We start from the raw sequence: 21,955 nt of genomic DNA, 5'->3' as shown, positions 1-21,955 counted from the left end.
ACAGTAGGTGACCGCGGTCACTGAGGGAAGCCGATCGGCGCGCCGAATTGTCAGCTGCGCTGGTACGGGGCGACGACGACCTCGACCCGCTGGAACTCCTTCAGATCGGAGTATCCGGTGGTGGCCATGGCGCGGCGCAGCGCCCCGACCATGTTGGTGGAGCCGTCGGCGGACTGCCCGGGGCCGGTCAGGATCTGCTCCAGGGTGCCGACGGTGCCGACCTCGACCCGTTCGCCGCGCGGCAGGTCGTGGTGGTGCGCCTCGGAGCCCCAGTGGAAGCCACGCCCCGGTGCCTCGGTCGAGCGGGCCAGTGCCGCGCCGAGCATAACCGCGTCGGCGCCGCAGGCGACGGCCTTGACCACGTCGCCGCTGGTGCCGAGGCCACCGTCGGCGATGACGTGCACGTAGCGCCCGCCGGTCTCGTCCATGTAGTCACGGCGCGCGGCCGCGATGTCGGCGACCGCCGACGCGAGGGGTGCGTGGATGCCGAGGGTACGCCGCGTGGTGTGCGCCGCTCCCCCGCCGAAGCCGACCAGGACGCCGGCGGCGCCGGTGCGCATCAGGTGCAGCGCGGCGGTGTACGTCGCCACGCCGCCGACGATGACCGGCACGTCGAGCTCGTAGATGAAGCGCTTGAGGTTCAGCGGCTCGGCGCGGCCCGAGACGTGCTCCGCCGACACCGTGGTGCCCCGGATGACGAAGAGGTCGACACCGGCGTCGACCACCGTGCGCCAGTGCTCCTGGGTGCGCTGCGGCGACAACGCGCCGGCGACCGTGCACCCGGATCCGCGAATCTCCTTCAGCCGCAACTCGATCAGGTCGGGCCGGATCGGCTTGTCGTAGAGCTCGCGCATCCGCGCGGTCGCGTTGGCCGGATCCAGGGAGGCGATCTCGGCCAGCAGCGGCTCGGGCGACTCGTAGCGGGTCCAGAGGCCCTCGAGGTCGAGCACCGGCAGTCCGCCGAGCTGGCCGAGCGCGATCGCGGAGGCCGGCGACATCACCGAGTCCATCGGCGCGGCCATCACCGGCAGCTCGAAGTGGTAGGCGTCGATCTGCCAGGAGACCGACACCTCCTCGGGATCCCGGGTGCGTCGCGACGGCACAACCGCCACGTCGTCGAACGAATACGCCCGACGTCCTCGTTTGCCGCGGCCGATCTCGATCTCACTCACCGCGTCAGGTTAGCGGTCGCACCCGCTGCGGCCCGAAACGCGCCGCTGGGGCGCGGGTCAGCGACCTGAGTAGTTGGGCGCCTCGACGATGCCCTGCACGTCGTGCGGGTGGGACTCCTTGAGCCCCGCGGAGGTGATCCGCACGAAGCGGCCGCGCTCCTGCAGCTGCGGCACGGTGCGCGCCCCGACGTAGAACATCGACTGGTGCAGCCCGCCGACCAGCTGCCGGGTGACCGCGCCGAGCGGACCGCGGTAGGCGACCCGGCCCTCGATGCCCTCCGGCACGATCTCGTCGTCACTGGCGACGTCGGCCTGGAAGTAGCGGTCCTTGGAGAACGACTTCTTGCCGCGCGAGGCCATGGCCCCGAGCGAGCCCATCCCGCGGTAGGCCTTGAACTGCTTGCCGTTGATCAGGATCAGCTCACCGGGCGACTCCTCGCACCCCGCCAGCAGCGACCCGACCATCACCGAACTCGCCCCTGCCACCAGGGCTTTGGCGATGTCGCCGGAGTACTGCAGCCCACCGTCGGCGATCACGGGTACGCCGGCCGGGCGGGCGGCCCGTGCCGCGTCGTACACCGCGGTCACCTGCGGCACACCCACGCCGGCGACCACGCGCGTGGTGCAGATGGAGCCCGGTCCCACCCCGACCTTGACCGCGTCGACGCCGGCCTCGACGAGCGCCTTGGCACCGTCATAGGTCGCGACGTTGCCGCCGATGATCTGCACGTGGCGGGTCGCGGGGTCGGACTTGAGCTTGCGGATCATGTCGAGCATCAGCCGGGCGTGCCCGTTGGCGACGTCGGGCACCAGCACGTCCACGCCCGCCTCGACGAGCGTCGTGGCTCGCTCCCACGCGTCGCCGAAGTAGCCGATCGCGGCCGCCACCAGCAGCCGACCGTGCTCGTCGTTGGACGCCAGCGGGAACTGCTCGGACTTCACGAAGTCCTTGACGGTGATCAGACCGGCGAGGCGCCCGTCCGCATCCACCAGCGGCAGCCGTTCGCGCTTGTGCTGGCGCAGAAGGGTGGTGGCGGCCTCGCGGCTGATGTCGGCCGGGCCGGTGACCAGCGGCGGGTGGGTCATCACCTCGTCGACCTTGGTGGTGGCCCACTCCGCGACAGGAGTGAAGCGCAGGTCGCGGTTGGTGATGATGCCGATCAGCCGGTCGTCGGGGTCCACGACCGGCAGGCCGGACACGCGGTAGCGACCGCAGATCTCGTCCAGCTGCTCCAGGGTTGCGTCCGGCCCGATCGTGACCGGACGGTCGATGATGCCGGTCTGGGTGCGCTTGACCATGTCGACCTGGTCGGCCTGGTCGGTGATGGACAGATTGCGGTGCAGGACGCCGATGCCGCCCTGGCGGGCCATCGCTATGGCCATCCGCGACTCGGTGACGGTGTCCATCGCGGCCGAGATCAACGGTACCTTCAGGCTGATCTCACGGGTGAGCGCACTGGTGGTGTCGACCTCGCTCGGGATGACGTCGGTCTCGTTCGGGAGGAGCAGCACATCGTCGTACGTCAGCCCGAGCGGTCCGAATATCGCGGGGAGAGAAGTGTCGTCGGACCTGTCCTGCGCCATCACCCGATTATAGGCGGCTGCGGCGCGGCTGATTTCCGGTGGCCCGCGTCAGCCGGCGCTGCCCGCGGGGGTCGAGGACGGCGCCGGCGGCGAGGAGGACGTCGACGTGGACAGCCGCGGCGTCGGGCTCGTCGGGACCGTCGTGGTCGGCGAACTCGCGCCCGGGCTCGTCGGCATGGTCGGCCGCACGGTGCGGGTCGGCCCCGAGGTGCCGGTGGGCGAACCGGTCGACGTCGGAGGCGTGGTCGGGGTCACGGTGAACGTCGGCGCTGTGGTGGGCGCCGTGGTCCTCGGAGGCGTCGTGGGCGCGGTCGTCGTGGGCTTCGACGTGAGCGGCGGTGTCGAGGTGGGCGCGGTCCGGGAGGACGTCGGTCGCCGGGAGGACGTCGACCCAGGAGCCGGGCGGCGAAAGATCGAGGACGGCGACAACGCTGACGCCGAGCTCGTGTAGCGATCCTGCGGCGTGCCGGGCGGCGGGGGCGCGGTGAGGAACGTGGTGGCCGTGCCGTCGGCGATCGGCGCGCCCGGCGACGGCGTCTGGTGCTGGGTGGCGGCATCGGGCGGCACGAAGACCAGTCCCCTGGTCACCTGACCCAGCTGTTGCAGCACCGGCACGGTGGTGCTGGTCACCGCGGCGGCCATACCGCTCACCGACAGCGTGCCGACGAGCACCGCGGCGGCGACGCCGGCGCGCACGCCGCCGCGCCGGGTGCGGGCATAGCGTCCGGGCGTCTTGTCCGACGCTGCCGCGGGCGCGTCGTCCACGTGGGCGACCCAGCCGATGAGCAGGTCGGTCAGATCGTCGTCGGGTACGCCGTCGCGGGCCGTGGCGCGCGAGCCGATCCGGTCCAGCAGCTCGTCGTCGCTCTGGATGCGGTGGATGGAGGGGGGTGTCACAGCGCCTCACCCCCGGTGGGGAGCAGCGAGCGCAACCGCGTCAGTGCACGGTGCTGAGCGACCCTGACGGCACCGGCCGTCATCCCCAGCGCGGCGGCCGTCTCGTCGGCGCTCATGCCGACGGCGACCCGCAGGGTGAGGATCTCGCGGTGCTGCGGCGAGAGCTTGTGCAGCAGCTTCCAGATCCGGTCCGCCTGCTCGCCGGCGACGGCGGCGGCCTCGGGTCCGGGTGCGGTGTCGACCGATTCGGGCACCTCGTCGGTGGGCTGCGGGCCGCGCATCACGGCGCGCTGCACATCGGCCACCTTGTTGGCGGCGATCCGGTAGACGAACGCCTCGAAGGGCAGCCCGCGGTCGACATAGCGCGGAAGTGCGGTCAAGACGGCCACACACACCTCCTGCGCGGCATCCGCGGCCGCATGGGTGGCAGCCGAGTGCCGTCCGAGTCGCCCGCGTGCATACCGGAGGGCGATCTGGTGCACAGCTGCCATCAGCTGGTCGGTGGCCGCCGCATCCCCATCGCAGGCTTCTGCCACCAGGTCGCACAGCGGAATCTGCGCGTCCGCCGGTTCCATCGTGGGTCGAATCGATTTCGTTACGTCGTCGCCGAGGGTCGCCGCAGGGCCCCACGTCTCGTGGGGCGTCGGCTGCGAACCGCCGAGACTCATCTGGCTCCTTCGGACCCACCGGGTCCTTGGTCGACGCGCGATAGCAGTCCACCGTAACCAGCCCCGCATACGCGCCGTCAATCGCGGGGGTGGCGTGTCGGGCGCCTGACACCATGTCCGGCATGACGACAGCTCCCCTGCAGGTGCCCATCCGCGACGCATCGATCCGCCTCGGCCAGCTGCTCAAACTGGCCGGGGTCGTGCAGGACGGTGCGCAGGCGCGCGCGCTGATCCAGGGCGGCGAGGTGCTCGTGGACGGGCAGGTCGAGACCCGGCGCGCGCGGGCGGTGCCGGTGGGCGCCGTCGTACGTCTGGACGACGTCGAGGTGCACGTCGTCGCCGGATGAGGCCCCCTCACACGGGACGACGGGCTCCCAGCCGGATGGCTGGGAGCCCGTCGTTCGTGCGATTCAGCTCGGATCAGCTCGGCTCAGTGCGAGTGGCCGTGGCTGTGGTTGTGCCCGGCGTCTGAATCGTCCTCTTCCTTCTTCTCCACCACGAGCGTGTCGGTGGTGAGCACCATCGACGCGATCGAGGCGGCGTTGCGCAGCGCCGACCGGGTGACCTTAACCGGGTCGATGACACCGGACTTGATCAGGTCGCCGTACTCGCCGGTGGCGGCGTTCAGGCCGTTGCCCGGCTCCAGGTCGCGGACCTTGGAGACCGCGACATAGCCCTCGAGGCCGGCGTTCTCGGCGATCCAGCGCAGCGGCTCGACCACGGCCTTGCCGATCAGTGCGGCACCGGTGGCCTCGTCGCCCTCGAGCGCGAGGTTCTGCAGCGCGGCCGAGGCGTGCACCAGAGCGGAGCCGCCACCGGCGACGATGCCCTCTTCGATGGCTGCCCGGGTCGCGGAGATGGCGTCCTCGATGCGGTGCTTCTTCTCCTTGAGCTCCACCTCGGTGTGCGCGCCGACCTTGATGACGCAGACGCCGCCGGCCAGCTTCGCGAGCCGCTCCTGCAGCTTCTCGCGGTCCCAGTCGGAGTCGGTGCGCTCGATCTCGGCCTTGAGCTCCTTGACGCGGCCGTCGACGTCCGCGGAGTCGCCCTGGCCCTCGATGACCGTGGTGTTGTCCTTGGTCACGACGGTGCGACGGGCCTGACCCAGTACCTCGAGGCCGACCTGGTCCAGCTTCAGACCGATCTCCTCGGCGACGACCTGGCCGCCGGTGAGGATGGCGATGTCCTGCAGCATGGCCTTGCGGCGGTCGCCGAACCCGGGCGCCTTGACCGCGACGACGTTGAACGTGCCGCGGATCTTGTTGACCACCAGGGTCGACAGGGCTTCACCGTCGATGTCCTCGGCGATGATCAGCAGCGGCTTGCCGGCCTGCACGACCTTCTCCAGCAGCGGAAGGACGTCGGCGACGGCGGAGATCTTGCCCTGGTTGATCAGGACGTAGGCGTCCTCCAGGACGGCCTCCATCCGCTCGGGGTCGGAGACGAAGTACGGGCTGATGTAGCCCTTGTCGAACTGCATGCCCTCGGTGAAGTCCAGCTCGGTGATCGCGGTGGAGGACTCCTCGACCGTGATGACGCCGTCCTTGCCGACCTTGTCGAACGCCTCGGCGATGAGCGAGCCGACCGTGCTGTCCTGCGCGGACAGGGTGGCGACCTGGGCGATCTCGTCCTTGCCCTCCAGCTCACGCGCGGTCGCGAGGAGGCGGTCGTTGATGGCCTCGACGGCCTTGTCGATGCCGCGCTTCAGCGCGGACGGGGCGGCGCCGGCCGCGACGTTGCGCAGGCCTTCCTTGACCATGGCCTGGGCGAGCACCGTGGCGGTGGTGGTGCCGTCACCGGCGACGTCGTTGGTCTTGGTGGCGACCTCCTTGGCGAGCTGCGCGCCGAGGTTCTCGTACGGGTCGTCCAGCTCGACCTCGCGGGCGATGGTCACCCCGTCGTTGGTGATCGTGGGGGCGCCCCACTTCTTGTCGATGACGACGTTGCGGCCCTTGGGGCCGAGCGTCACCTTGACGGCGTTCGCGAGTGCGTCGACACCGCGCTCGAGGGACTTGCGGGCGGAGTCGTTGAACTCCAGCGTCTTAGCCATGTGTGGTCCTTAAGTGTTTCGTGGGTGCGTGCGGGGAGGCAGGCGGCTGGTACGACGACGCCCCGGCGGCGGGCCCGGCAGTGTTGATGACGGGCCCACAGCCGGGGCGTGCGACGTACGAGATGTCGTCAGCTACGTGACGACGGGAATTACTTGACGACCGCGAGGATGTCGCGGGCGGAGAGGATGAGCAGCTCCTCGCCGGAGTACTTCACCTCGGTGCCGCCGTACTTGCTGTAGATGACCTTGTCGCCGACGGCGACGTCCAGGGGGACACGGTTGCCGTGGTCGTCGATGCGACCCGGGCCGACGGCCAGGACCTCGCCCTCTTGGGGCTTCTCCTTGGCGGTGTCCGGGATGACCAGGCCGGAGGCGGTGGTCTGCTCGGCCTCGACGGACTTGACGACGACGCGGTCTTCGAGCGGCGTGATGTTGACCGACACGGTGGGGACCTTCCTTGGTGGCCTGCCGATGGCAGGGAGTTGGTGGTCCCTGGGCCCTCGCCGGTGAAGGCCGATCGAGGACGCCGTCGCGGGGTCGGCCTCGGTGCCTGCACTGGCACTGTCCCAGGGGGAGTGCCAGCCCTGAATCTATGCCGGGCGTTAGCACTCGTGCAACTCGAGTGCCAAACCCGCACGAAGGGCCGCGGCAGCGGTCGTCACGGGCGCGTCGTACGTCAGAATGTCCGCCATGGATCCCGCCCTGGTGCACCGGCTCGCGTCGGGCGAGGGGTGGGGTCTGCTGCAGTCGCTGCCACCGTACGACGCGTCCGAGGCGATGTCCCTGGCCACCAGGTTGAGGGGCGAGGGTTTCGACGCCGAGCTGGTCTCCGCGGCGCTCACCCAGTCCGACCTGCGCGCCCGGGCCGTGCCCAAGTTCGGTGCGGCGGCCCGCGAGATGCTCTTCACCCGCGACGGCCTGGAGCAGGCCACCCGGACACGGATCGCCGCCCACCACGCGACCCGGTTCGTCGAGGCCGGGGTACGCCACGTCTACGACCTGGGCTGCGGCATCGGGGCCGACGCCATCGCGCTCGCGAAGGCCGGGATCGCCCTCACAGCCGTCGACACCGACGAGGCGACCGCGGCCATCGCCGCCGTCAACCTGCGCCACTGGCCGCGGGCCCAGGTGCAGCACACGGCCGCGCACGACGTCGCGATCCCGAGCGGTGAGGACGCCCGCGGCTGTGGCATCTGGCTCGACCCTGCGCGACGGACGCCCGGGGTGGCCGACGCCCAGGGCCGCACCCGCCGGCTCTTCCGGCTGGAGGACATCAGTCCATCGTGGGACGACGTCCGCGGCTACCTCACCCGCACCCCCGCCGCCGGGGCCAAGCTCAGCCCGTCCTTCCCGCACGCGGCCGTGCCGGCCGGGGTCGAGGCGCAGTGGACGTCGTACGACGGGGAGGTGCTGGAGTGCGCGCTCTGGGCCGGCGCCACCGTGCGGACGCCCGGGCGCACCGCCTGCGTCGTGCGCGAGCATGTCACCGCGCTCGTGACCGAACGCGACGCACTGGGCGCCCAGCCGCTGCCCGCGGAGCTCGCCCGCCTCGGCCCCTACCTCTACGAGCCGGACCGCGCCGTGATCCGGGCGGGTCTCGTGGGAGCCCTCGTCAACGCGGCCGACGGCCGGGAGCTGTCACCGGGCGTCGGGTACGTCACCGGGCTCGCCGACGTCCAGCTGCCCTGGGCGCGCCGCTACGCCATCACCGACGCCATGCCCTACAACCTCAAGGGGCTTCGCGCGTTGTTGCGCGACCGGGACACCGGCACCCTCACCATCAAGAAGCGCGGGGTCTCCTTGGACGCCGACCAGCTGCGCCGACAACTGCGCCTGCAGGGCGATCGGACGACCACCATCGTCATCACCCGGGTCGGCGGCGCGCAGGTCGTGCTGGTCGTGACGCCGCTGTGACCGGCCGCCGCCGTCTCGCGCCGCTCGCACTGCCCGTGGCGCTCACGCTCGCCGCGTGTTCCGGTGGCGGCGACTCGGCATCGTCGGCGCGCGACTCGGCCGCCCAGGTCCGCACGACGAGCGCGACCCCGTCGGCTCAGCCGACACCGTCGACCTCCACGACCTCGGCGGCACCGTCGACGTCCCGCGCCCACGGGTCGTCGTCCGGCACCCCGACGCGCACACCCACCCGCACCTCGACACCGTCGAGGCGCGCGGGCGCGCCGTCGAAACCGGCCACCTGCATCGACTCGATCGTGGACCGGATGACTCCCGCGCAACGTGCCGGTCAACTGGTGATGGTGGGGATGACGACCGGCGGTGCCGGCGCCGTGCGGCGCGCGATCGCCGTATCGCACGTCGGTTCGGTCTACTACGCCGGCGGCTGGCAGGGGTCCGCGGCGGTGAGCGCCGCGTCGGCGGCCGTGCAGGCGCAGGCGAGCAGCACCGGCTCCCCCGGCCTGCTCGTCGCCGCCGATCAGGAGGGCGGGCAGGTGCAGGAGCTGCGCGGCAGCGGATTCCCGGCCATCGAGTCGGCCACGGCCCAGGCCCGGATGTCCCCGGCTGCGCGTACGGCGTACGCCGCGTCGTTCGCCCGGTCCCTGCATGCCGCGGGTCTCAATCTCGACCTGGCACCCGTGGCCGACACCGTGCCCGCGGCGATCGGCACCCGGAACGCACCGATCGGCGCGTTCCACCGCGAGTACGGCAGCGACCCCGGGGTCGTCGCGGGGGCCGTCGGTGACGTGGTGCGCGGGATGCGGTCCTCGCAGGTGGCCGCCACGCTCAAGCACTTCCCGGGCCTCGGCCGGATCACCAACAACACCGACACCAGCTCGACCGGCATCACCGACCCGGTCGCGAGCACCACCGACCCCTACCTCGGGCCGTTCGCCGCGGGCATCAGCGCGGGCGCCCAGGCGGTGATGGTCTCCTCGGCGCGCTACCCGCGCCTGGACGCCCAACAGCCGGCCGTGTTCTCGCGCGCGGTGGTGACCGGGCTTCTACGCGGCAGGCTGGGTTTCGCCGGGCTGGTCATCACCGACGACGTCGACACGCCTGCCCTCGCGGCCACCCCGGTGGGCGAGCGGGCCGTGCGGTTCGTGCAGGCCGGCGGCGACGTGTTGTTGACCGCGGCGCCCGACCTCGCCCCCGGGCTCACGCGCGGACTGCTGACGCGGATGACGGCGGACCGGGCGTTCTCGGGCGTCGTGGAGACCGCCGTACGACGGGTGCTCGCCACGAAAGCCGGCCTGGGCCTGATCCGCTGCCGCTGAGGAGATCTCCGGGCGGTGGGTCTAGAGCGCCTGAACCATCTCCACCGGCATCGAGGAGTCGGCGGGCAGCGCGAACGAACTGGGCGCGTGTCCGCGAGAGACGACCTGCGCGCCGAGTGCCGCGACCATCGCGCCGTTGTCGGTGCACAACCGCACCCGCGGCACCCGCAGGCTGATCCCGGCATCGGCGCACCGCTGCTCGGCGAGCGCGCGCAGCCGGCTGTTGGCCGTCACTCCGCCGCCGATCTGCAGGTCGTGGATGCCGTACTCCAGGCAGGCGTCGATGGCCTTGCGGGTCAGCACGTCGGCCACCGCCTCGTTGAAGCTGGCGGCCACGTCGGCGACCGGGATCGGCTCCCCCGCCCGCTCGCGCTCCTGCACCCACCGCACGACCGCCGTCTTCAGCCCCGAGAAGGAGAAGTCGAATCGGTGCCGCTCCAGGTCCTTACGCGCGGTCAACCCGCGGGGGAACGCGATAGCCCGCGGATCTCCTTGCGCCGCAGCCTGATCGATGCTCGGCCCGCCGGGGTAGGGCAGCCCGAGGAGCCGCGCGACCTTGTCGAACGCCTCCCCTGCCGCGTCGTCGACGGTCGCGCCCAGCGACTGCACGTCGTCGGCGATGTCGCGCACCAGCAGCAGATTCGTGTGGCCTCCGGAGACCAGCAGCGCGACCGTGGGCTCCGGCAGCGGGCCGTGGTCGAGCACGTCGGCGCAGACGTGGGCGCACAGGTGGTTCACGCCGTAGAGCGGCTTGCCGAGGGCCCACGCCACGGCCTTCGCGGCCGCGACGCCCACCATGAGGGCACCGGCGAGACCCGGACCCGAGGTGACCGCCACCGCGTCGACGTCCGCGAGGCGCGACCCGGCCTCGGCACACGCGCGCTCGATGGTCGGGATCATCGCCTCCAGGTGCGCCCGGCTCGCCACTTCGGGCACCACGCCACCGAAGCGGGCGTGCTCCTGCACGCTGCTCGCGACGGCGTCGGCGAGCAGCGTGGTGCCGCGTACGAACGCGACGCCGGTCTCGTCGCACGAGCTCTCGATGCCGAGCACCAGGGGTCCCTCAGTCGACACGTGTCTCCTCCCCGCGCAGATGGCGCCGCATGACCAGCGCGTCGATGTCGCCCGGCTGGTAGTAGCGCCGGCGTACGCCGATCTGCTCGAAACCGTTGCGCTCGTAAAGTTTCCGGGCAGGGTCGTTGTCGGACCGCACCTCCAGCAGCACTGCCGACACCGCAGCGGCGCTCGCCTGCGCGACCAGCTCCTCCAGCAGCAGCCGCCCGACGCCGGTGCCCTGCGCGCCGGGAGCCACGGCGATGGTCATCACGTCGGCGACGTCGCCGGCCACCGACAGCCCGGCGTACCCGACGACGCGGTCGTCGTCCTGCGCCACCAGGTAGACGCGTTGCGGGCGCCCGGCGAGCTCGCTCCACCAGGTGCGTGCGGACCATGCGTCGTCGACGAAGAGGCGCTGCTCCAACTCGACGAGGGTGTCGATGTCGGTCCAGCTCATCGGGCGCAGCCGCGGCGTCACGGCAGCACCGACTTCTGCCTGGCCGACGGCTGGGCATCCGGCTGCCGCAGGTAGAGCGGTGTGGGGGGCAGCAGTTCGCCGCCGTGCTCGAGCCGGTGCACCACGAGGCCGGCGAGCGCACCGGCGTCGACGTCGGCCACTGGGACGACGGGGCCGAACTCGGCCGGATAGAGCAGAGGTCCACGTCCGGCGGCGGGCAGGGCGCGTACGGCGGGGTCCAGCTCGGCCGGCACGCTGACCGCGGGCTCGCCGTGGCGCACGACGGCACCCGACCGGACCGTGTAGCGCGCCCAGTAGACCTCCTTGCGCCGGGCGTCGGTGGCCACCAGAAACTCGCCATGTTCGCCGTACCCGGCTTGCGTGGCGATCTGGTGGGCGATCGCATCGAGGCTGCAGACCGCGTGCACCGGGATGCCGAGCGCCAGCCCGAGGGTCGTGGCCGTGACGATTCCGACCCGCAGGCCGGTGAACGGTCCGGGACCGACGCCCACGGCCACCGCGTCCAGGTCCTGGGGAGTCAGACCCGCATGCGCCATCACCGAATCGATGGTGGGAGTAAGGGTTTCGGCGTGACGACGAGCGTCCGGTACCGATTCGCTCGCGAGCGTCCGTGTCCCGTCGTGGACGGCGGCGGTGACGGCGGACGTCGCGGTGTCGATGGCCAGCAGCACGTGGCTCACGGTAACGCGGCGAGAAGCTGCTCGAACCGGGGACCGACCGCGCGGGCGCCCACGCGGCGGTCGAGGTCCCCGGTCAACTCCAGCTCGAGTCGCTGCGACGACAGGCTCTCGGCGATGCCGCCGCCCCACTCCACGACGGTCACGGCATCCTCGAGATCGGTGTCCAGATCGACGTCGTCCAGCTCGGCCGGGCCGCTCAGACGGTAGGCGTCCACGTGCACCAGGGGCGGTCCGCCCACCAGCGAGGGGTGGGTGCGTGAGATGACGAACGTCGGCGAGGTGATCGGTCCGCGTACCCCCATCCCGCGGGCGATCCCCTGGGTGAGCGTCGTCTTGCCCGCTCCGAGCCCGCCGGTGAGGATCACCAGGTCGCCGGCGCGCAGCAACGTGCCGAGGCCGGCCCCCCACTCCTGCAGCGCGTCGGCCGTGGCGAAGGTCCACGTGCTCATGACGCCGGGTTGCCCCGGGCCTTCGTGGCCGGGCCGGGCCGGCCGGGCGCCGGCACCCGTTGGACGACGCGACGCGGGCGCTTCTTCGGGCGCGCCTGTCCGGCCAGGGCGCGGCAGGCGCGGTCGATCATGTCGATCAGGTGCTCGTCGACGATCTCGGGATACTCCAGCGGCAGCACATGCCCGGCGTTGCGCACCAGCACGTACTCGGCGCCGGGGATCGCGTCGACGATCGCCTCGGAGTGCGCGTCCGGGGTGATCCGGTCGTGGTCGCCGTGCATGACCAGGGTCTCGATGCCGATGAACTCGCGCAGGGCGTCGCGCTCGTCGTGCAGCATCAGGGACGAAAGGTAGGCCGAGGTGGTGGACATCTTCGTCGCGAAGATCATGTCCGCCACCAGCCGCACGATCGACATCGGCACCGGCGAGGCGAAGGACCACCGGTGCACCAGGTAGCCCTCGAGGTCCTTGCCGGCGTGCCGGGTGCTAGTGACCAGCGCCTCCTGGTCCGACAGCCGCAGCATCGCGGCCGGTCCGAGCCGGTGCACGATCGTGCCCAGCTGTCGGCCCAGGCCGTAGTTGACGCTCGCCAGGTCGCCGGCACTGCTGGAGATGAAGGCCGCGCCGATGACCCTCTCCCGCAACACATCCGGGTAGGCCGAGGCGAACGACATCATCGTCATCCCGCCCATCGAGTGACCGACCAGCACGATCGGCCCCGTCGGAGTGGTCTGCGCGATGACCGCGCCCAGGTCGCGCCCGAGCTGCCGCACGGTGTACGTCGAGTCCTCGGCCTCCTCGCTGCGGCCGTGACCTCGCACGTCCCAGAGCACCACGCGGTAGCCGGCGGCCCGCAGCATCCGGCGCTGGAAGACCCAGACCGTGAGGTTGTGGGTGTAGCCGTGCGACAGGATCACCGTCGGGCGACTCTCGTGTCCCTCCGGCTCATCGATCTCGACGTGCAGCGGCACGCCGTCCTCGGCGATGACGACGCGCTCCTCGTCGGGCACCTCGACGTAGTCGCCGGCGACGCCGAGCGAGATCGCCGTACGCCGCGCGCGCCAGAGGCGGTCGGCGGCGACCCCGGCGGCTGCCGCCACCGCCGCACCGGCGAGTCCCGCGCCGATGCCGAGGACCGAGCGACTGGGGCTCACTGCTGCTCCCCCAGGTGGACGCGCGGCAACCGGTTGCTCATCCGCGTCACGATCTCGTAGGAGATCGTGCCGGTGGCCTCCGCCCAGTCCTGCGCGGTGGGTGCGCCGTCCTCGCCCGCGCCGAAGAGCACGACGGGGTCGCCCGCCCGGACCGCGGCGTCGCCGACGTCCACGACGAACTGGTCCATGCACACGCGGCCGGCAATCGTGTAGCGCTTGCCGGCGACCTGCACCGGCCCGACGTTCGACCCGGCGCGCGGCACGCCGTCGGCGTACCCCATCGGCACGTCGACGACCGTCGTGTCCCGCTCCGGTGCGTAGGTGTGGCCGTAGCTGACGCCCTGGCCTGCCGGAATCCTCTTGACCAGTGCCGCATTCGCTGTCGCCGACATGGCCGGACGCAGGCCGAACGAGGCCGGGTCACCCAGGTGCGGCACGGGGCTCAGCCCGTAGACGGCGAGGCCGGGGCGGACCATGTCCCAGGCCGCGGACGGCTGGGTGAGGGTCGCGGCCGAGTTGGACATGTGCCGCACCTCGATGGCGAACCCGGCCCGCTCCACGTCGCGCACGGCGTCGGCGAATTTCTCCTGCTGGGCGCGCACGGTGGGGTGCTCGGGGGCGTCGGCGAACGCGAAGTGGGTGAAGACGCCGACCACGTCGAGCGCTCCCTCGGCGGCGAGCGGCCCCGCGGCGCGTACGAGCTCGGTCCAGTCGGCGCCGTAGGCACCGTTGCGCGCCAACCCCGTGTCGACCTTGAGCTGGACCCGTGCGGGGCGGCCGAGCCGGCGAGCGGCGTCGGCGATGGCCTGCAGCGCCCACGGCGCGGAGACGCCGACGTCGATCCCGCGCTGCACCGCCGGGTCGAAGTCGAGGCCGGGCACGTGCAGCCAGGACAGGACGGGGGCCTCGATCCCCGCGTCGCGCAGAGCGACGGCCTCGGCCAGTTGGGCCACGCCGAGCCAGGTGGCGCCCCCGCGCAGGGCGGCGCGGGCGCTCGGCACCAGTCCGTGTCCGTAGGCGTCGCCCTTGACCACGGCCATCACCTGCGCGTTGCCGGACAGCTCCTTGAGGCGGGCGACGTTGTCGCGGATCGCGCCCAGATCGATCGTGAGTCGTGCGGGCTCGCAGGCAGGCAACGGATCGGTCATGACGCGCACAGTCTCGCATTGCAGCCCTCGGAAGTGGCCGAGGCGGGGCGGGCCGGGGCGCTCGTGCCGTCTCAGGGTCCTCTCACCTGCGGTTCACCACGCTTCCGGCCATGGACACCGCCACCCGGCCCCGAGCACTGACGCGCACCGCCAACAAAGTCCCGGAGATCACCGTCTTCTTCTGGGTCATCAAGATCCTGTGCACCACCGTCGGCGAGAGCTTCGCCGACTACGTCAATGCCACGCTCGGGTTCGGCCTGGGCAACACCACCCTGGCCTTCTCCGCAGCCCTGGTCGTGGTCCTGGTCGTGCAGTTCCGGGCGAGGAGGTACATCCCGGTCGTCTACTGGCTTGCCGTGGTGCTGATCAGCGTGGTCGGCACCCTGCTCACCGACAACCTCACCGATGGACGGGGCGTCCCCCTGTGGATCAGCACCGTCGTCTTCGCGGTGGCGTTGGCCGTCGTCTTCGGCATCTGGTGGGCCCGGGAGCGGACGCTGTCGATCCACACCATCGTCACCCCCTCCCGTGAGGGCTTCTACTGGCTCACCGTCCTCGTCACCTTCGCGCTCGGCACCGCCGCCGGCGACTGGACCCTGGATCTGACCGGTTGGGGCCCCGGTGCCGCCGTCCTCCTGCCCGTGGCACTGATCGTCGCCGTGATCGCTGCATGGCGCTTCGGTGCCGGCCCGGTGCTGTGCTTCTGGCTCGCGTACATCCTGACCCGGCCGCTGGGCGCCAACATCGGGGACTATCTGGCCTCCGGCTCCGCCGACGGAGGGCTCGGTCTGGGCACCCTGGTCACCAGCGCGGTCTTCCTCGCCGCGATCGGCGCGACCGTCGCCTACCTCACCGTCTCGAAGGTCGACCGCACCTCGGGATCCGCTCTGGACGCCGCCTGACCGCGGGCCCCGAGCGGGATGCTGGGGTGCGCGGGTGCAGGGAAGTGACCGTTCGGCCGGCAACCCACCCGCGTAGGCGGCACCACCGCGGGAAAGTGCCCGTAGGGCCGATAAGCCACCCACCGACACGCCGATGAGCACGGACAACGACGGAATGCGTCAGCCTCTGCCGCTCCCGAGGCCCAGCACGACCGCGATCCCGAGGGCGCTGCGCGGGTCGTAACCGGTGCGCCACAGCCCGCCGTGCACGGCCCGCACCGCCTCCTCCTGCCAGGGGGACGGCTGCGGCGCCGGGTCGGCGTAGAGGTCGTGCACCAGCAGAGCAGCCATCAGGGTCGCGCTGGTCGCGGGCGCGAAGACGGTCACGCCGAAACGGTGCGACCCGGCGTACGCCGAGGCGAGCAACCGGTTCTTCAACACCGAGCGGGTGCGGGTCGGCGGCGCGACGTTCATCGAGACCCGCACCCCCTCGGCCCGCGCGGCGATCGCCCGCCAACGGTGAATGCGTTTGGCGAGAAGGTAGTTCGGCCCCTGCTGCGGTACGACACTGTCATTGATGCCGGGGTCCTCGTCGGGCGCGTAGTTGCGCTGCAGCAGCCGCCCGCCGGACACGGCGCGGCCGACCGGTCGCAACCGACGCAACGGAGTGCGGCGTTCGTACGCCGCCGTGGAGGCCTCGACCGCCTCCCGCGGCACCACGAAGATGTCGGTCGGGGTCGCGAGCCACGCCATCGACAGGTCACCTCGGGTGCGTTGCAGATGCGAGGTGAGTGCGTCGGCCGCAGCGGCCAGCCGCAGGTTGACCGCGCCGTCGGCGTAGAGATAGTTGCCGAGCACGAGATGACCGGGCTGACGGGCGATCCAGTCGGTCACCTGCGGCAGGTCGTGCAGCAGATCTGCGCCCGCGACCTCGCCGGCGGCAGTGTCGGCGACCGGGTAGGTGAGCTTCCCGGCGGAGTCCGACGCCAGCGTGAGCACCTCACGCCACAACTCCGGACGTGGCAGATCGAGCGCGGCCACGTGCCCGCCCCAGCGCAGGATCGAGTGCAGCGGCCCCATCTCGGAGGCGGCACCCAGGGTGACCAGGGTCCGGCCCGGCATCGAGAGCCACTCCGGGTGGTCCATGACCTTGACCACCGCCTGCTCGGCGCCCGGCTCGAGGACGCCGGCGGCGGTCCACGTGTGCAACCGGTCGCGCAGTTCCTCGCCCCGCAGCCGGCGACCGTCGTACGGCAGCGTGAGTTCGGTCTCCGGCTCCGCGCCTCCCTCGACGGTCTGCGAGCGCAGCGGCAGGGCCGGGCGGACGCTGCCCAACAGGTCGACGAGCGCCACCTCGCCGTCGTCGGTGGTCGCTCGCATCCGGCGTTGCACCGACACCAGGCCGTCACGGGCCATACCGACGGCTGTGTCGGCGTCGGGGATGCCGGCTTCGACGAGGCGGTGGAAGTGGGTCAGGTAACCGCGGCGCCAGTTGGTCTCGCGGGCCACGGCGGTCGCGCCGACCGGGTCGGCGCCGCGCAGCGCGTCACCGACGACCGCCCGCCCGAAGACGGAGGTGCCGCGCGTGCCGTCGACCTCGGGAACGAGGATCCCCGTCCCGTCGCTCATCGCTCGTCCTCGTTGTCGTCGGTGGCGGCGGTGCGCAGCAGGTAGGCGACCGTGCGGCCCAGCTCGTGGGCGACGTCGAGGGCACGCACCGGGCCGCCCGGGTTGGCCCGGTCGGCCGCGACACCGTGCACCAACGCGGCCAGGCTTCCGGCGTCCAGCGGCGACAGACCGGCAGCGAGCAGAGCGCCGGCGAGGCCGCCGAGCACATCGCCGGACCCGGCGGTGGCGAGCCAGTTCGGACCGTCGGCCTGGCTGCGGATCGGCAGCCCGGAGGCGCTCGGCGGCACGACCACCGTGACGCTGCCCTTGAGCAGCACGGTGACGTGCAGGTGGTCCGCGACGGCCCGCGCGACCTGCACCGGTGCCCGGCGTACGGCGTCGTCGGCCAGCTCGCCGTCGTCGCCGGTGTGCCCCTCGACGGTCAGGTGCAACCGCCGGGCCAGGCGCAGCAGCTCTCCGGCGTGCGGGGTGAGCAGCGTCGGCGCATCCCGGGGAGCCTCCAGCAGATCCAGGCCGCCTGCGTCCAGCAGCAGGGGCAGGTCGGAGTCGAGCGCCTCACGGGCTGCCGACAGCTGCTCCGCCGAGGCGTCGGAGAGGTCCATGCCCGATCCGATCGCCCACGCCTGCACGCGCCCGACGCCGAAGACGGTCTCGGGCACCACCTGACGCAACAGCGCCGTGGGCGCGTCCGGTCCGACGTACCGCACCATCCCGGCACCCGCAGTGACCGCGGCTGTCACCGACATCACGGCGGCGCCGGTGTAGTGCTCGCCTCCCGCGATGCTGCCGAGCACGCCGCGGGAGTACTTGTCGTCATCCGGGCCGGGCACGGGCCACAGCAGCCCGGCGTCCTGGTAGGTGAGTCGCTCGGCGGTCGGTGCGTCCGGCTCGGTGACACCGATGTCGATCACGGTGAGCAGCCCGCACGCGGCCTGCGTCGCGGGCAGCAGGTGCACCGGTTTGAGGAGGCTGAAGGTGACGGTCTCGTCGGCGGTGAGCCGATCGGAGCCGACCATTCCCGCGGGGTCGCACCCGGACGGCAGATCGACGGCCAGCACGTACGAGCCGTCCCCGATGCGCTCCTGCAGTCGGGTCAGATGATCGGGCAGGCCGGGTCGGCCGCCGATCCCGAGGATCCCGTCGATGACCAGGTCGGCGTCGGCGAGTGCGTCCCGGACCGGATCGGGGATCTCGCCCTCACGCCACTCCATCGCGACGGCGCCCGCCGCGACAGCTGCCCGCAAGCCGCCTTCGTGCACCTTGTCTGCGGTCTGCACGAGCGCCACGTTGTGGCCGAGCCCCGCCAGATGCGCGGCGGCGTAGAGCGCGTCGCCGCCGTTGTCGCCCGCGCCCGCGAGCACCACGACCCGCACCCCGTCGCCGAGCCGGATCTCGGCCACCTGCACCAGACCCTCGGCGGCTCGGGACATCAGAGCACCGTCGGCGAGACGCTGCCGGACGGCGTCCTCGGCGGCGCGTACGTCATGCACGGAGTAGGCGCGGATCATGGTGCCCTTCCTTACTTCTCGGCAACGACCATGGCGGTGGCGAGGCCGCCGTCGTGGGAGATGGACAGGTGCGTGGCGCGCACGCCGAGCTCGTCGGCCCGCTGCTGCAGGGTGCCGGTGAGCACCCACGACGGTGCGCCGGCGTCGTCCACGATGACCACCGCGTCGACCCAGCGCAACCACCCGGGCGCACCCAATGCCTTGGCCAGCGCCTCTTTCGCGGCGAACCGGCCGGCTAGCGAGTGCATCGGCAGGTCGCGCTCCGACGGTGCGAACAGCCGGGTCAGCAGCGCGGGCGTCGACTCCACGGCGCGGGCGAACCGGGCGATCTCCACCACGTCCACCCCGACGCCGACGATCACGCGGTCGCGCTCACTCGACGGTGACGGACTTCGCGAGGTTGCGCGGCTGGTCGACGTCCAGCCCCTTCGCGGTCGACAGCTCCAGCGCGAAGACCTGCAGCGGCACGACCGTCAGCAGCGGCTGCAGCATCGGGCTGGTGCGCGGCACCCGGATGACCTCGTCGGCGAACGGCACGACCGCCTCGTCGCCGTCCTGGGCGATGACCAGCGTGCGAGCGCCGCGCGCGCGGATCTCCTGGATGTTGGAGACGACCTTGCCGTGCAGGCCGTACGGCGTGTCCGGGCCGGGCACGATCACGAAGACGGGCTGGCCCGGCTCGATGAGCGCGATCGGCCCGTGCTTGAGCTCTCCGGCCGCGAACCCCTCGGCGTGGATGTAGGCCAGCTCCTTCAGCTTCAGCGCGCCCTCCATGGCCACCGGGAAGCCGACCTGCCGGCCGAGGAAGAGCACCGAGCGGGTGTCGGCCATGAAGTAGGCGATCTCTCGCACCCGACCCAGCCGCCCGAGCAGCTCCTCGATCTTGGCGGGCACCTCCTGCAGCTCCGCGAGCACGTCGCGAGCGCTGTCGGCGTAGGTGTCGCCCTTCAGCTGCGCCAGGTAGAGACCCAGCACGTAGCAGGCGGTGATCTGCGCGAGGAACGCCTTGGTCGAGGCGACCGCGATCTCCGGACCCGCGTGCGTATAGAGGACGGCGTCGGACTCCCGCGGGATCGTCGAGCCGTGCGTGTTGCAGATGGAGATGGTGAGGGCGCCGAGGTCGCGGGCGTGCTTGACCGCCATCGCGGTGTCCATCGTCTCGCCCGACTGGCTGATCGAGACGACCAGCGTGCGCTCGCTGACGATCGGGTCGCAGTAGCGGAACTCGTGCGCGAGAGCCACCTCGACGGGGATCCGGGACCAGTGCTCGATGGCGTACTTGGCGACCATCCCCGCGTACGCCGCCGTGCCGCAGGCCACGATCGTGACGCGATCGATGTCGCGCAGCTTCTCCTCCGGGATCCGCAGCTCGTCGAGCACCAGTCGTCCGGACTCGTCGGTGCGGCCGAGCAGCGTGTCCGCGACGGCGTGCGGCTGGTCGTGGATCTCCTTCTCCATGAAGGTGTCGTACCCGCCCTTCTCGGCGGCCGCGGCGTCCCAGGAGACATGGAAGGCCTTGCCCTCCGCGGCCTTCCCGTCGAAGCCGATGACCGACACCGAGTCGGGGGTGATCGTGACGATCTGGTCCTGCTCCAGCTCCAGTGCCTCGCGGGTGTGCCCGATGAACGCCGCGACGTCGGACCCGAGGAAGTTCTCGCCCTCGCCGATGCCCACGACGAGCGGGCTGTTGCGCCGTGCTCCGACGACGACGCCGGGGTGGTCGGCGTGCACCGCCAGGAGGGTGAACGCGCCCTCGAGCTTCTGCACCACGTGGCGCATCGTCGAGGTGAGGTCGCCGTCGTACGACGCGTCCATCAGCTGCGCGACGACCTCGGTGTCGGTCTCGCTGCCGAACTGCACGCCCTGGTCCTGCAGCCGCGTCTTGAGCGGGTGGAAGTTCTCGATGATGCCGTTGTGGATCAGCGCGAGCTTGCCCGCGGACCCGCCGCGGTGCGGGTGGGCGTTCTCGTCGGTGGGCCCGCCGTGGGTGGCCCAGCGGGTGTGCCCGATGGCGGTCCGGGACGGCGGCAGCGGCTCCCGCGCGATCAGCTCGGTGAGGTTGGCGAGCTTGCCCGACTTCTTCCGGACGTCGACGCGGGCACCCGCGCCGTCGCCGTCGACGAGCGCCACACCGGCCGAGTCGTAACCGCGGTACTCCAGGCGCCCGAGGCCCTCCATGACCACGTCGAGGGCCCTTGCGTCGTCGGACCTGCCGACATATCCGACGATTCCACACATGGCCGCCAGCCTATGGCCCGTGCCCCCGCGGCCCCGGTAGAGGCCTCCTCGGGATGCGCTCCGGCGTGTCCCCGTGCGGCCGCCTACGCCGCCCGCCCCGCAGACCGGTAAGAATGACGCCGTGCCGCGCAGCTCTGAGGTCTTCACCCCGTACGTCGAGCTGGACCGCGCCGCGTGGTCCCACCTGCGGGACGCCTCCCCCATGAGCCTGGACGCCTCGGACCTGCGCCGGCTGCGCGGCACCGGCGACCGGATCGACCTGCAGGAGGTCGAGGAGGTCTATCTGCCCCTCTCGCGGCTGCTCAACTTCTATGTGGACGCCACCAAGGGCCTGCACCGGGTGACCGGTCGCTTCCTCGGCGAGCAGCAGGCGAAGGTGCCGTTCGTGATCGGGGTCGGCGGATCGGTCGCGGTGGGCAAGTCGACCACCGCACGGGTGCTGCGCGAGCTGCTCGCCCGATGGCCCGGCACGCCCCGCGTGGACCTGGTCACCACCGACGGGTTCCTCTTCCCCAACGCCGAGCTCGAACGGCGAGGACTGCTGGCGCGCAAGGGTTTCCCCGAGTCGTACGACCGCCGGTCACTGGTGCGCTTCGTCGCGGACGTGAAGTCGGGTGCGGGTGAGGTCACCGCGCCGGTCTACTCCCACCTCACCTACGACATCGTCCCCGGCGAGCACATCACGGTGCACCGGCCCGACGTGCTGATCATCGAGGGCCTCAACGTCCTCGCCGCGCCGGACCCGCAGGCCGGCCGCGGCAACAGCCTGGCCCTGTCGGACTTCTTCGACTTCTCGGTCTACGTCGACGCGCGCGAGGAGGACATCCGCACCTGGTACGTCGATCGCTTCCTCGCGCTGCGCGCCACGGCGTTCGCCGACCCCGCGTCGTACTTCCACCGGTACGCCGCGCTCAGCGACGAGGAGGCCACGGCGCGGGCGCGGCAGATCTGGGCCGACATCAACGGCCCCAACCTGGCCGAGAACGTCCTGCCGACCCGCAGCCGGGCCTCCCTCGTACTCACCAAGGGCGCGGATCACGGCGTACGCCGCGTCCGGCTGCGCAAGCTCTAGCCGGCCGGCACCCCACAGGGGCCCACGCGGCGCCCTCCCGGCAGCACATACGGCGGTGCAG

At 71.9% G+C, this 21,955-nt stretch carries 22 protein-coding genes; 5 read left to right on the top strand and 17 right to left on the bottom strand.

The features are described 5' to 3' along the window. Positions 1 to 50 precede the first annotated feature (50 nt). Genes HNR15_RS03710 through shbA form a run of 4 tightly spaced genes read right to left on the bottom strand, consistent with a single transcriptional unit; the run spans position 51 to position 4,228 of the window. The gene (locus tag HNR15_RS03710; protein WP_179479229.1) at positions 51 to 1,172 is read right to left on the bottom strand and encodes a GuaB3 family IMP dehydrogenase-related protein; all 1,122 of its coding nucleotides are present in this window, start codon (positions 1,170 to 1,172) and stop codon (positions 51 to 53) included. 57 nt (positions 1,173 to 1,229) lie between these two features. After that, complete coding sequence (gene guaB, locus HNR15_RS03705; protein WP_179479227.1) at positions 1,230 to 2,756, bottom strand: IMP dehydrogenase; 1,527 nt, start codon at positions 2,754 to 2,756, stop codon at positions 1,230 to 1,232. Between the two features lie 48 nt (positions 2,757 to 2,804). Beyond that, positions 2,805 to 3,653, bottom strand: a complete 849-nt coding sequence (locus HNR15_RS03700; protein ID WP_179479225.1) for a hypothetical protein — start codon at positions 3,651 to 3,653, stop codon at positions 2,805 to 2,807. Then, positions 3,650 to 4,228 (bottom strand): RNA polymerase sigma factor ShbA, encoded by a 579-nt coding sequence (shbA, locus tag HNR15_RS03695; protein ID WP_179483568.1) that lies wholly within the window; start codon positions 4,226 to 4,228, stop codon positions 3,650 to 3,652. Before shbA ends, HNR15_RS03700 begins: the two co-directional genes overlap by 4 nt. 215 nt (positions 4,229 to 4,443) lie before the next feature. Here shbA and HNR15_RS03690 point away from each other — a divergent pair, with 215 nt between their 5' ends. Next, positions 4,444 to 4,668 (top strand): RNA-binding S4 domain-containing protein, encoded by a 225-nt coding sequence (locus tag HNR15_RS03690; protein WP_218883536.1) that lies wholly within the window; start codon positions 4,444 to 4,446, stop codon positions 4,666 to 4,668. Positions 4,669 to 4,751: 83 nt separating this feature from the next. On the opposite strand, the gene groL is transcribed toward HNR15_RS03690, so the two are convergent. Both groL and groES read right to left on the bottom strand, forming a co-directional pair. Continuing rightward, a complete protein-coding gene (gene groL, locus HNR15_RS03685; protein ID WP_179479221.1) occupies positions 4,752 to 6,371 on the bottom strand; it encodes a chaperonin GroEL in 1,620 nt (539 codons plus the stop codon). Between the two features lie 149 nt (positions 6,372 to 6,520). Then, positions 6,521 to 6,814, bottom strand: coding sequence for a co-chaperone GroES (gene groES, locus HNR15_RS03680; RefSeq protein ID WP_179479219.1), 294 nt, complete (start codon positions 6,812 to 6,814; stop codon positions 6,521 to 6,523). Positions 6,815 to 7,061: 247 nt separating this feature from the next. Here groES and HNR15_RS03675 point away from each other — a divergent pair, with 247 nt between their 5' ends. Then, complete coding sequence (locus HNR15_RS03675; RefSeq protein ID WP_179479217.1) at positions 7,062 to 8,285, top strand: class I SAM-dependent methyltransferase; 1,224 nt, start codon at positions 7,062 to 7,064, stop codon at positions 8,283 to 8,285. A 136-nt stretch (positions 8,286 to 8,421) separates the two neighbouring features. Here HNR15_RS03675 and HNR15_RS03670 read toward each other — a convergent pair whose 3' ends face one another. Next, positions 8,422 to 8,571 (bottom strand): hypothetical protein, encoded by a 150-nt coding sequence (locus HNR15_RS03670; protein WP_179479215.1) that lies wholly within the window; start codon positions 8,569 to 8,571, stop codon positions 8,422 to 8,424. A 19-nt stretch (positions 8,572 to 8,590) separates the two neighbouring features. Here HNR15_RS03670 and HNR15_RS03665 point away from each other — a divergent pair, with 19 nt between their 5' ends. Then, positions 8,591 to 9,601, top strand: a complete 1,011-nt coding sequence (locus tag HNR15_RS03665; protein WP_179479213.1) for a glycoside hydrolase family 3 protein — start codon at positions 8,591 to 8,593, stop codon at positions 9,599 to 9,601. Positions 9,602 to 9,622: 21 nt separating this feature from the next. On the opposite strand, the gene tsaD is transcribed toward HNR15_RS03665, so the two are convergent. The 6 genes from tsaD to alr are packed head-to-tail and all read right to left on the bottom strand — an operon-like array spanning position 9,623 to position 14,566. Next, positions 9,623 to 10,675, bottom strand: a complete 1,053-nt coding sequence (gene tsaD / locus HNR15_RS03660; protein WP_179479211.1) for a tRNA (adenosine(37)-N6)-threonylcarbamoyltransferase complex transferase subunit TsaD — start codon at positions 10,673 to 10,675, stop codon at positions 9,623 to 9,625. Continuing rightward, complete coding sequence (gene rimI / locus HNR15_RS03655; protein WP_179479209.1) at positions 10,665 to 11,114, bottom strand: ribosomal protein S18-alanine N-acetyltransferase; 450 nt, start codon at positions 11,112 to 11,114, stop codon at positions 10,665 to 10,667. Before rimI ends, tsaD begins: the two co-directional genes overlap by 11 nt. A gap of 17 nt (positions 11,115 to 11,131) precedes the next feature. Next, the gene (tsaB, locus tag HNR15_RS03650) at positions 11,132 to 11,806 is read right to left on the bottom strand and encodes a tRNA (adenosine(37)-N6)-threonylcarbamoyltransferase complex dimerization subunit type 1 TsaB (RefSeq protein ID WP_343048406.1); all 675 of its coding nucleotides are present in this window, start codon (positions 11,804 to 11,806) and stop codon (positions 11,132 to 11,134) included. 5 nt (positions 11,807 to 11,811) lie between these two features. Next, a complete protein-coding gene (gene tsaE / locus HNR15_RS03645; RefSeq protein ID WP_179479206.1) occupies positions 11,812 to 12,264 on the bottom strand; it encodes a tRNA (adenosine(37)-N6)-threonylcarbamoyltransferase complex ATPase subunit type 1 TsaE in 453 nt (150 codons plus the stop codon). Beyond that, entirely contained in the window at positions 12,261 to 13,418 is a 1,158-nt protein-coding gene (locus HNR15_RS03640) for an alpha/beta fold hydrolase (protein ID WP_179479204.1), read from the bottom strand. The genes tsaE and HNR15_RS03640 overlap by 4 nt, the downstream gene beginning before the upstream one ends. Further along, positions 13,415 to 14,566, bottom strand: a complete 1,152-nt coding sequence (gene alr / locus HNR15_RS03635) for an alanine racemase (RefSeq protein WP_179479202.1) — start codon at positions 14,564 to 14,566, stop codon at positions 13,415 to 13,417. Before alr ends, HNR15_RS03640 begins: the two co-directional genes overlap by 4 nt. A gap of 110 nt (positions 14,567 to 14,676) precedes the next feature. Between alr and HNR15_RS03630 the strand changes: the two genes are divergently transcribed. Beyond that, entirely contained in the window at positions 14,677 to 15,468 is a 792-nt protein-coding gene (locus HNR15_RS03630) for a COG4705 family protein (protein ID WP_179479200.1), read from the top strand. Between the two features lie 159 nt (positions 15,469 to 15,627). Here the strand turns inward: HNR15_RS03630 and HNR15_RS03625 are convergent, their stop codons facing one another. The 4 genes from HNR15_RS03625 to glmS are packed head-to-tail and all read right to left on the bottom strand — an operon-like array spanning position 15,628 to position 20,822. Further along, entirely contained in the window at positions 15,628 to 17,076 is a 1,449-nt protein-coding gene (locus tag HNR15_RS03625) for a hypothetical protein (RefSeq protein WP_179479198.1), read from the bottom strand. Then, on the bottom strand, positions 17,073 to 18,584 hold the full coding sequence (locus HNR15_RS03620) for a bifunctional ADP-dependent NAD(P)H-hydrate dehydratase/NAD(P)H-hydrate epimerase (protein WP_179479196.1): 1,512 nt from the start codon (positions 18,582 to 18,584) through the stop codon (positions 17,073 to 17,075). Before HNR15_RS03620 ends, HNR15_RS03625 begins: the two co-directional genes overlap by 4 nt. A gap of 11 nt (positions 18,585 to 18,595) precedes the next feature. Beyond that, positions 18,596 to 18,946 carry a holo-ACP synthase gene (locus tag HNR15_RS03615; RefSeq protein ID WP_179479194.1) on the bottom strand — a complete coding sequence of 117 codons (351 nt, stop codon included), beginning with the start codon at positions 18,944 to 18,946 and terminating at the stop codon, positions 18,596 to 18,598. A 10-nt stretch (positions 18,947 to 18,956) separates the two neighbouring features. Continuing rightward, a complete protein-coding gene (glmS, locus tag HNR15_RS03610) occupies positions 18,957 to 20,822 on the bottom strand; it encodes a glutamine--fructose-6-phosphate transaminase (isomerizing) (protein WP_179479191.1) in 1,866 nt (621 codons plus the stop codon). Positions 20,823 to 20,943: 121 nt separating this feature from the next. Here glmS and coaA point away from each other — a divergent pair, with 121 nt between their 5' ends. After that, positions 20,944 to 21,894, top strand: a complete 951-nt coding sequence (coaA, locus tag HNR15_RS03605; protein ID WP_233763398.1) for a type I pantothenate kinase — start codon at positions 20,944 to 20,946, stop codon at positions 21,892 to 21,894. Positions 21,895 to 21,955 lie beyond the last annotated feature (61 nt).

Origin of the sequence: Allobranchiibius huperziae, from assembly GCF_013410455.1 — a bacterium.
Taxonomy (GTDB): domain Bacteria; phylum Actinomycetota; class Actinomycetes; order Actinomycetales; family Dermatophilaceae; genus Allobranchiibius; species Allobranchiibius huperziae.
Note: the sequence above shows the minus strand (reverse complement) of the source record. Positions and strands in the feature narration are given on the sequence as shown.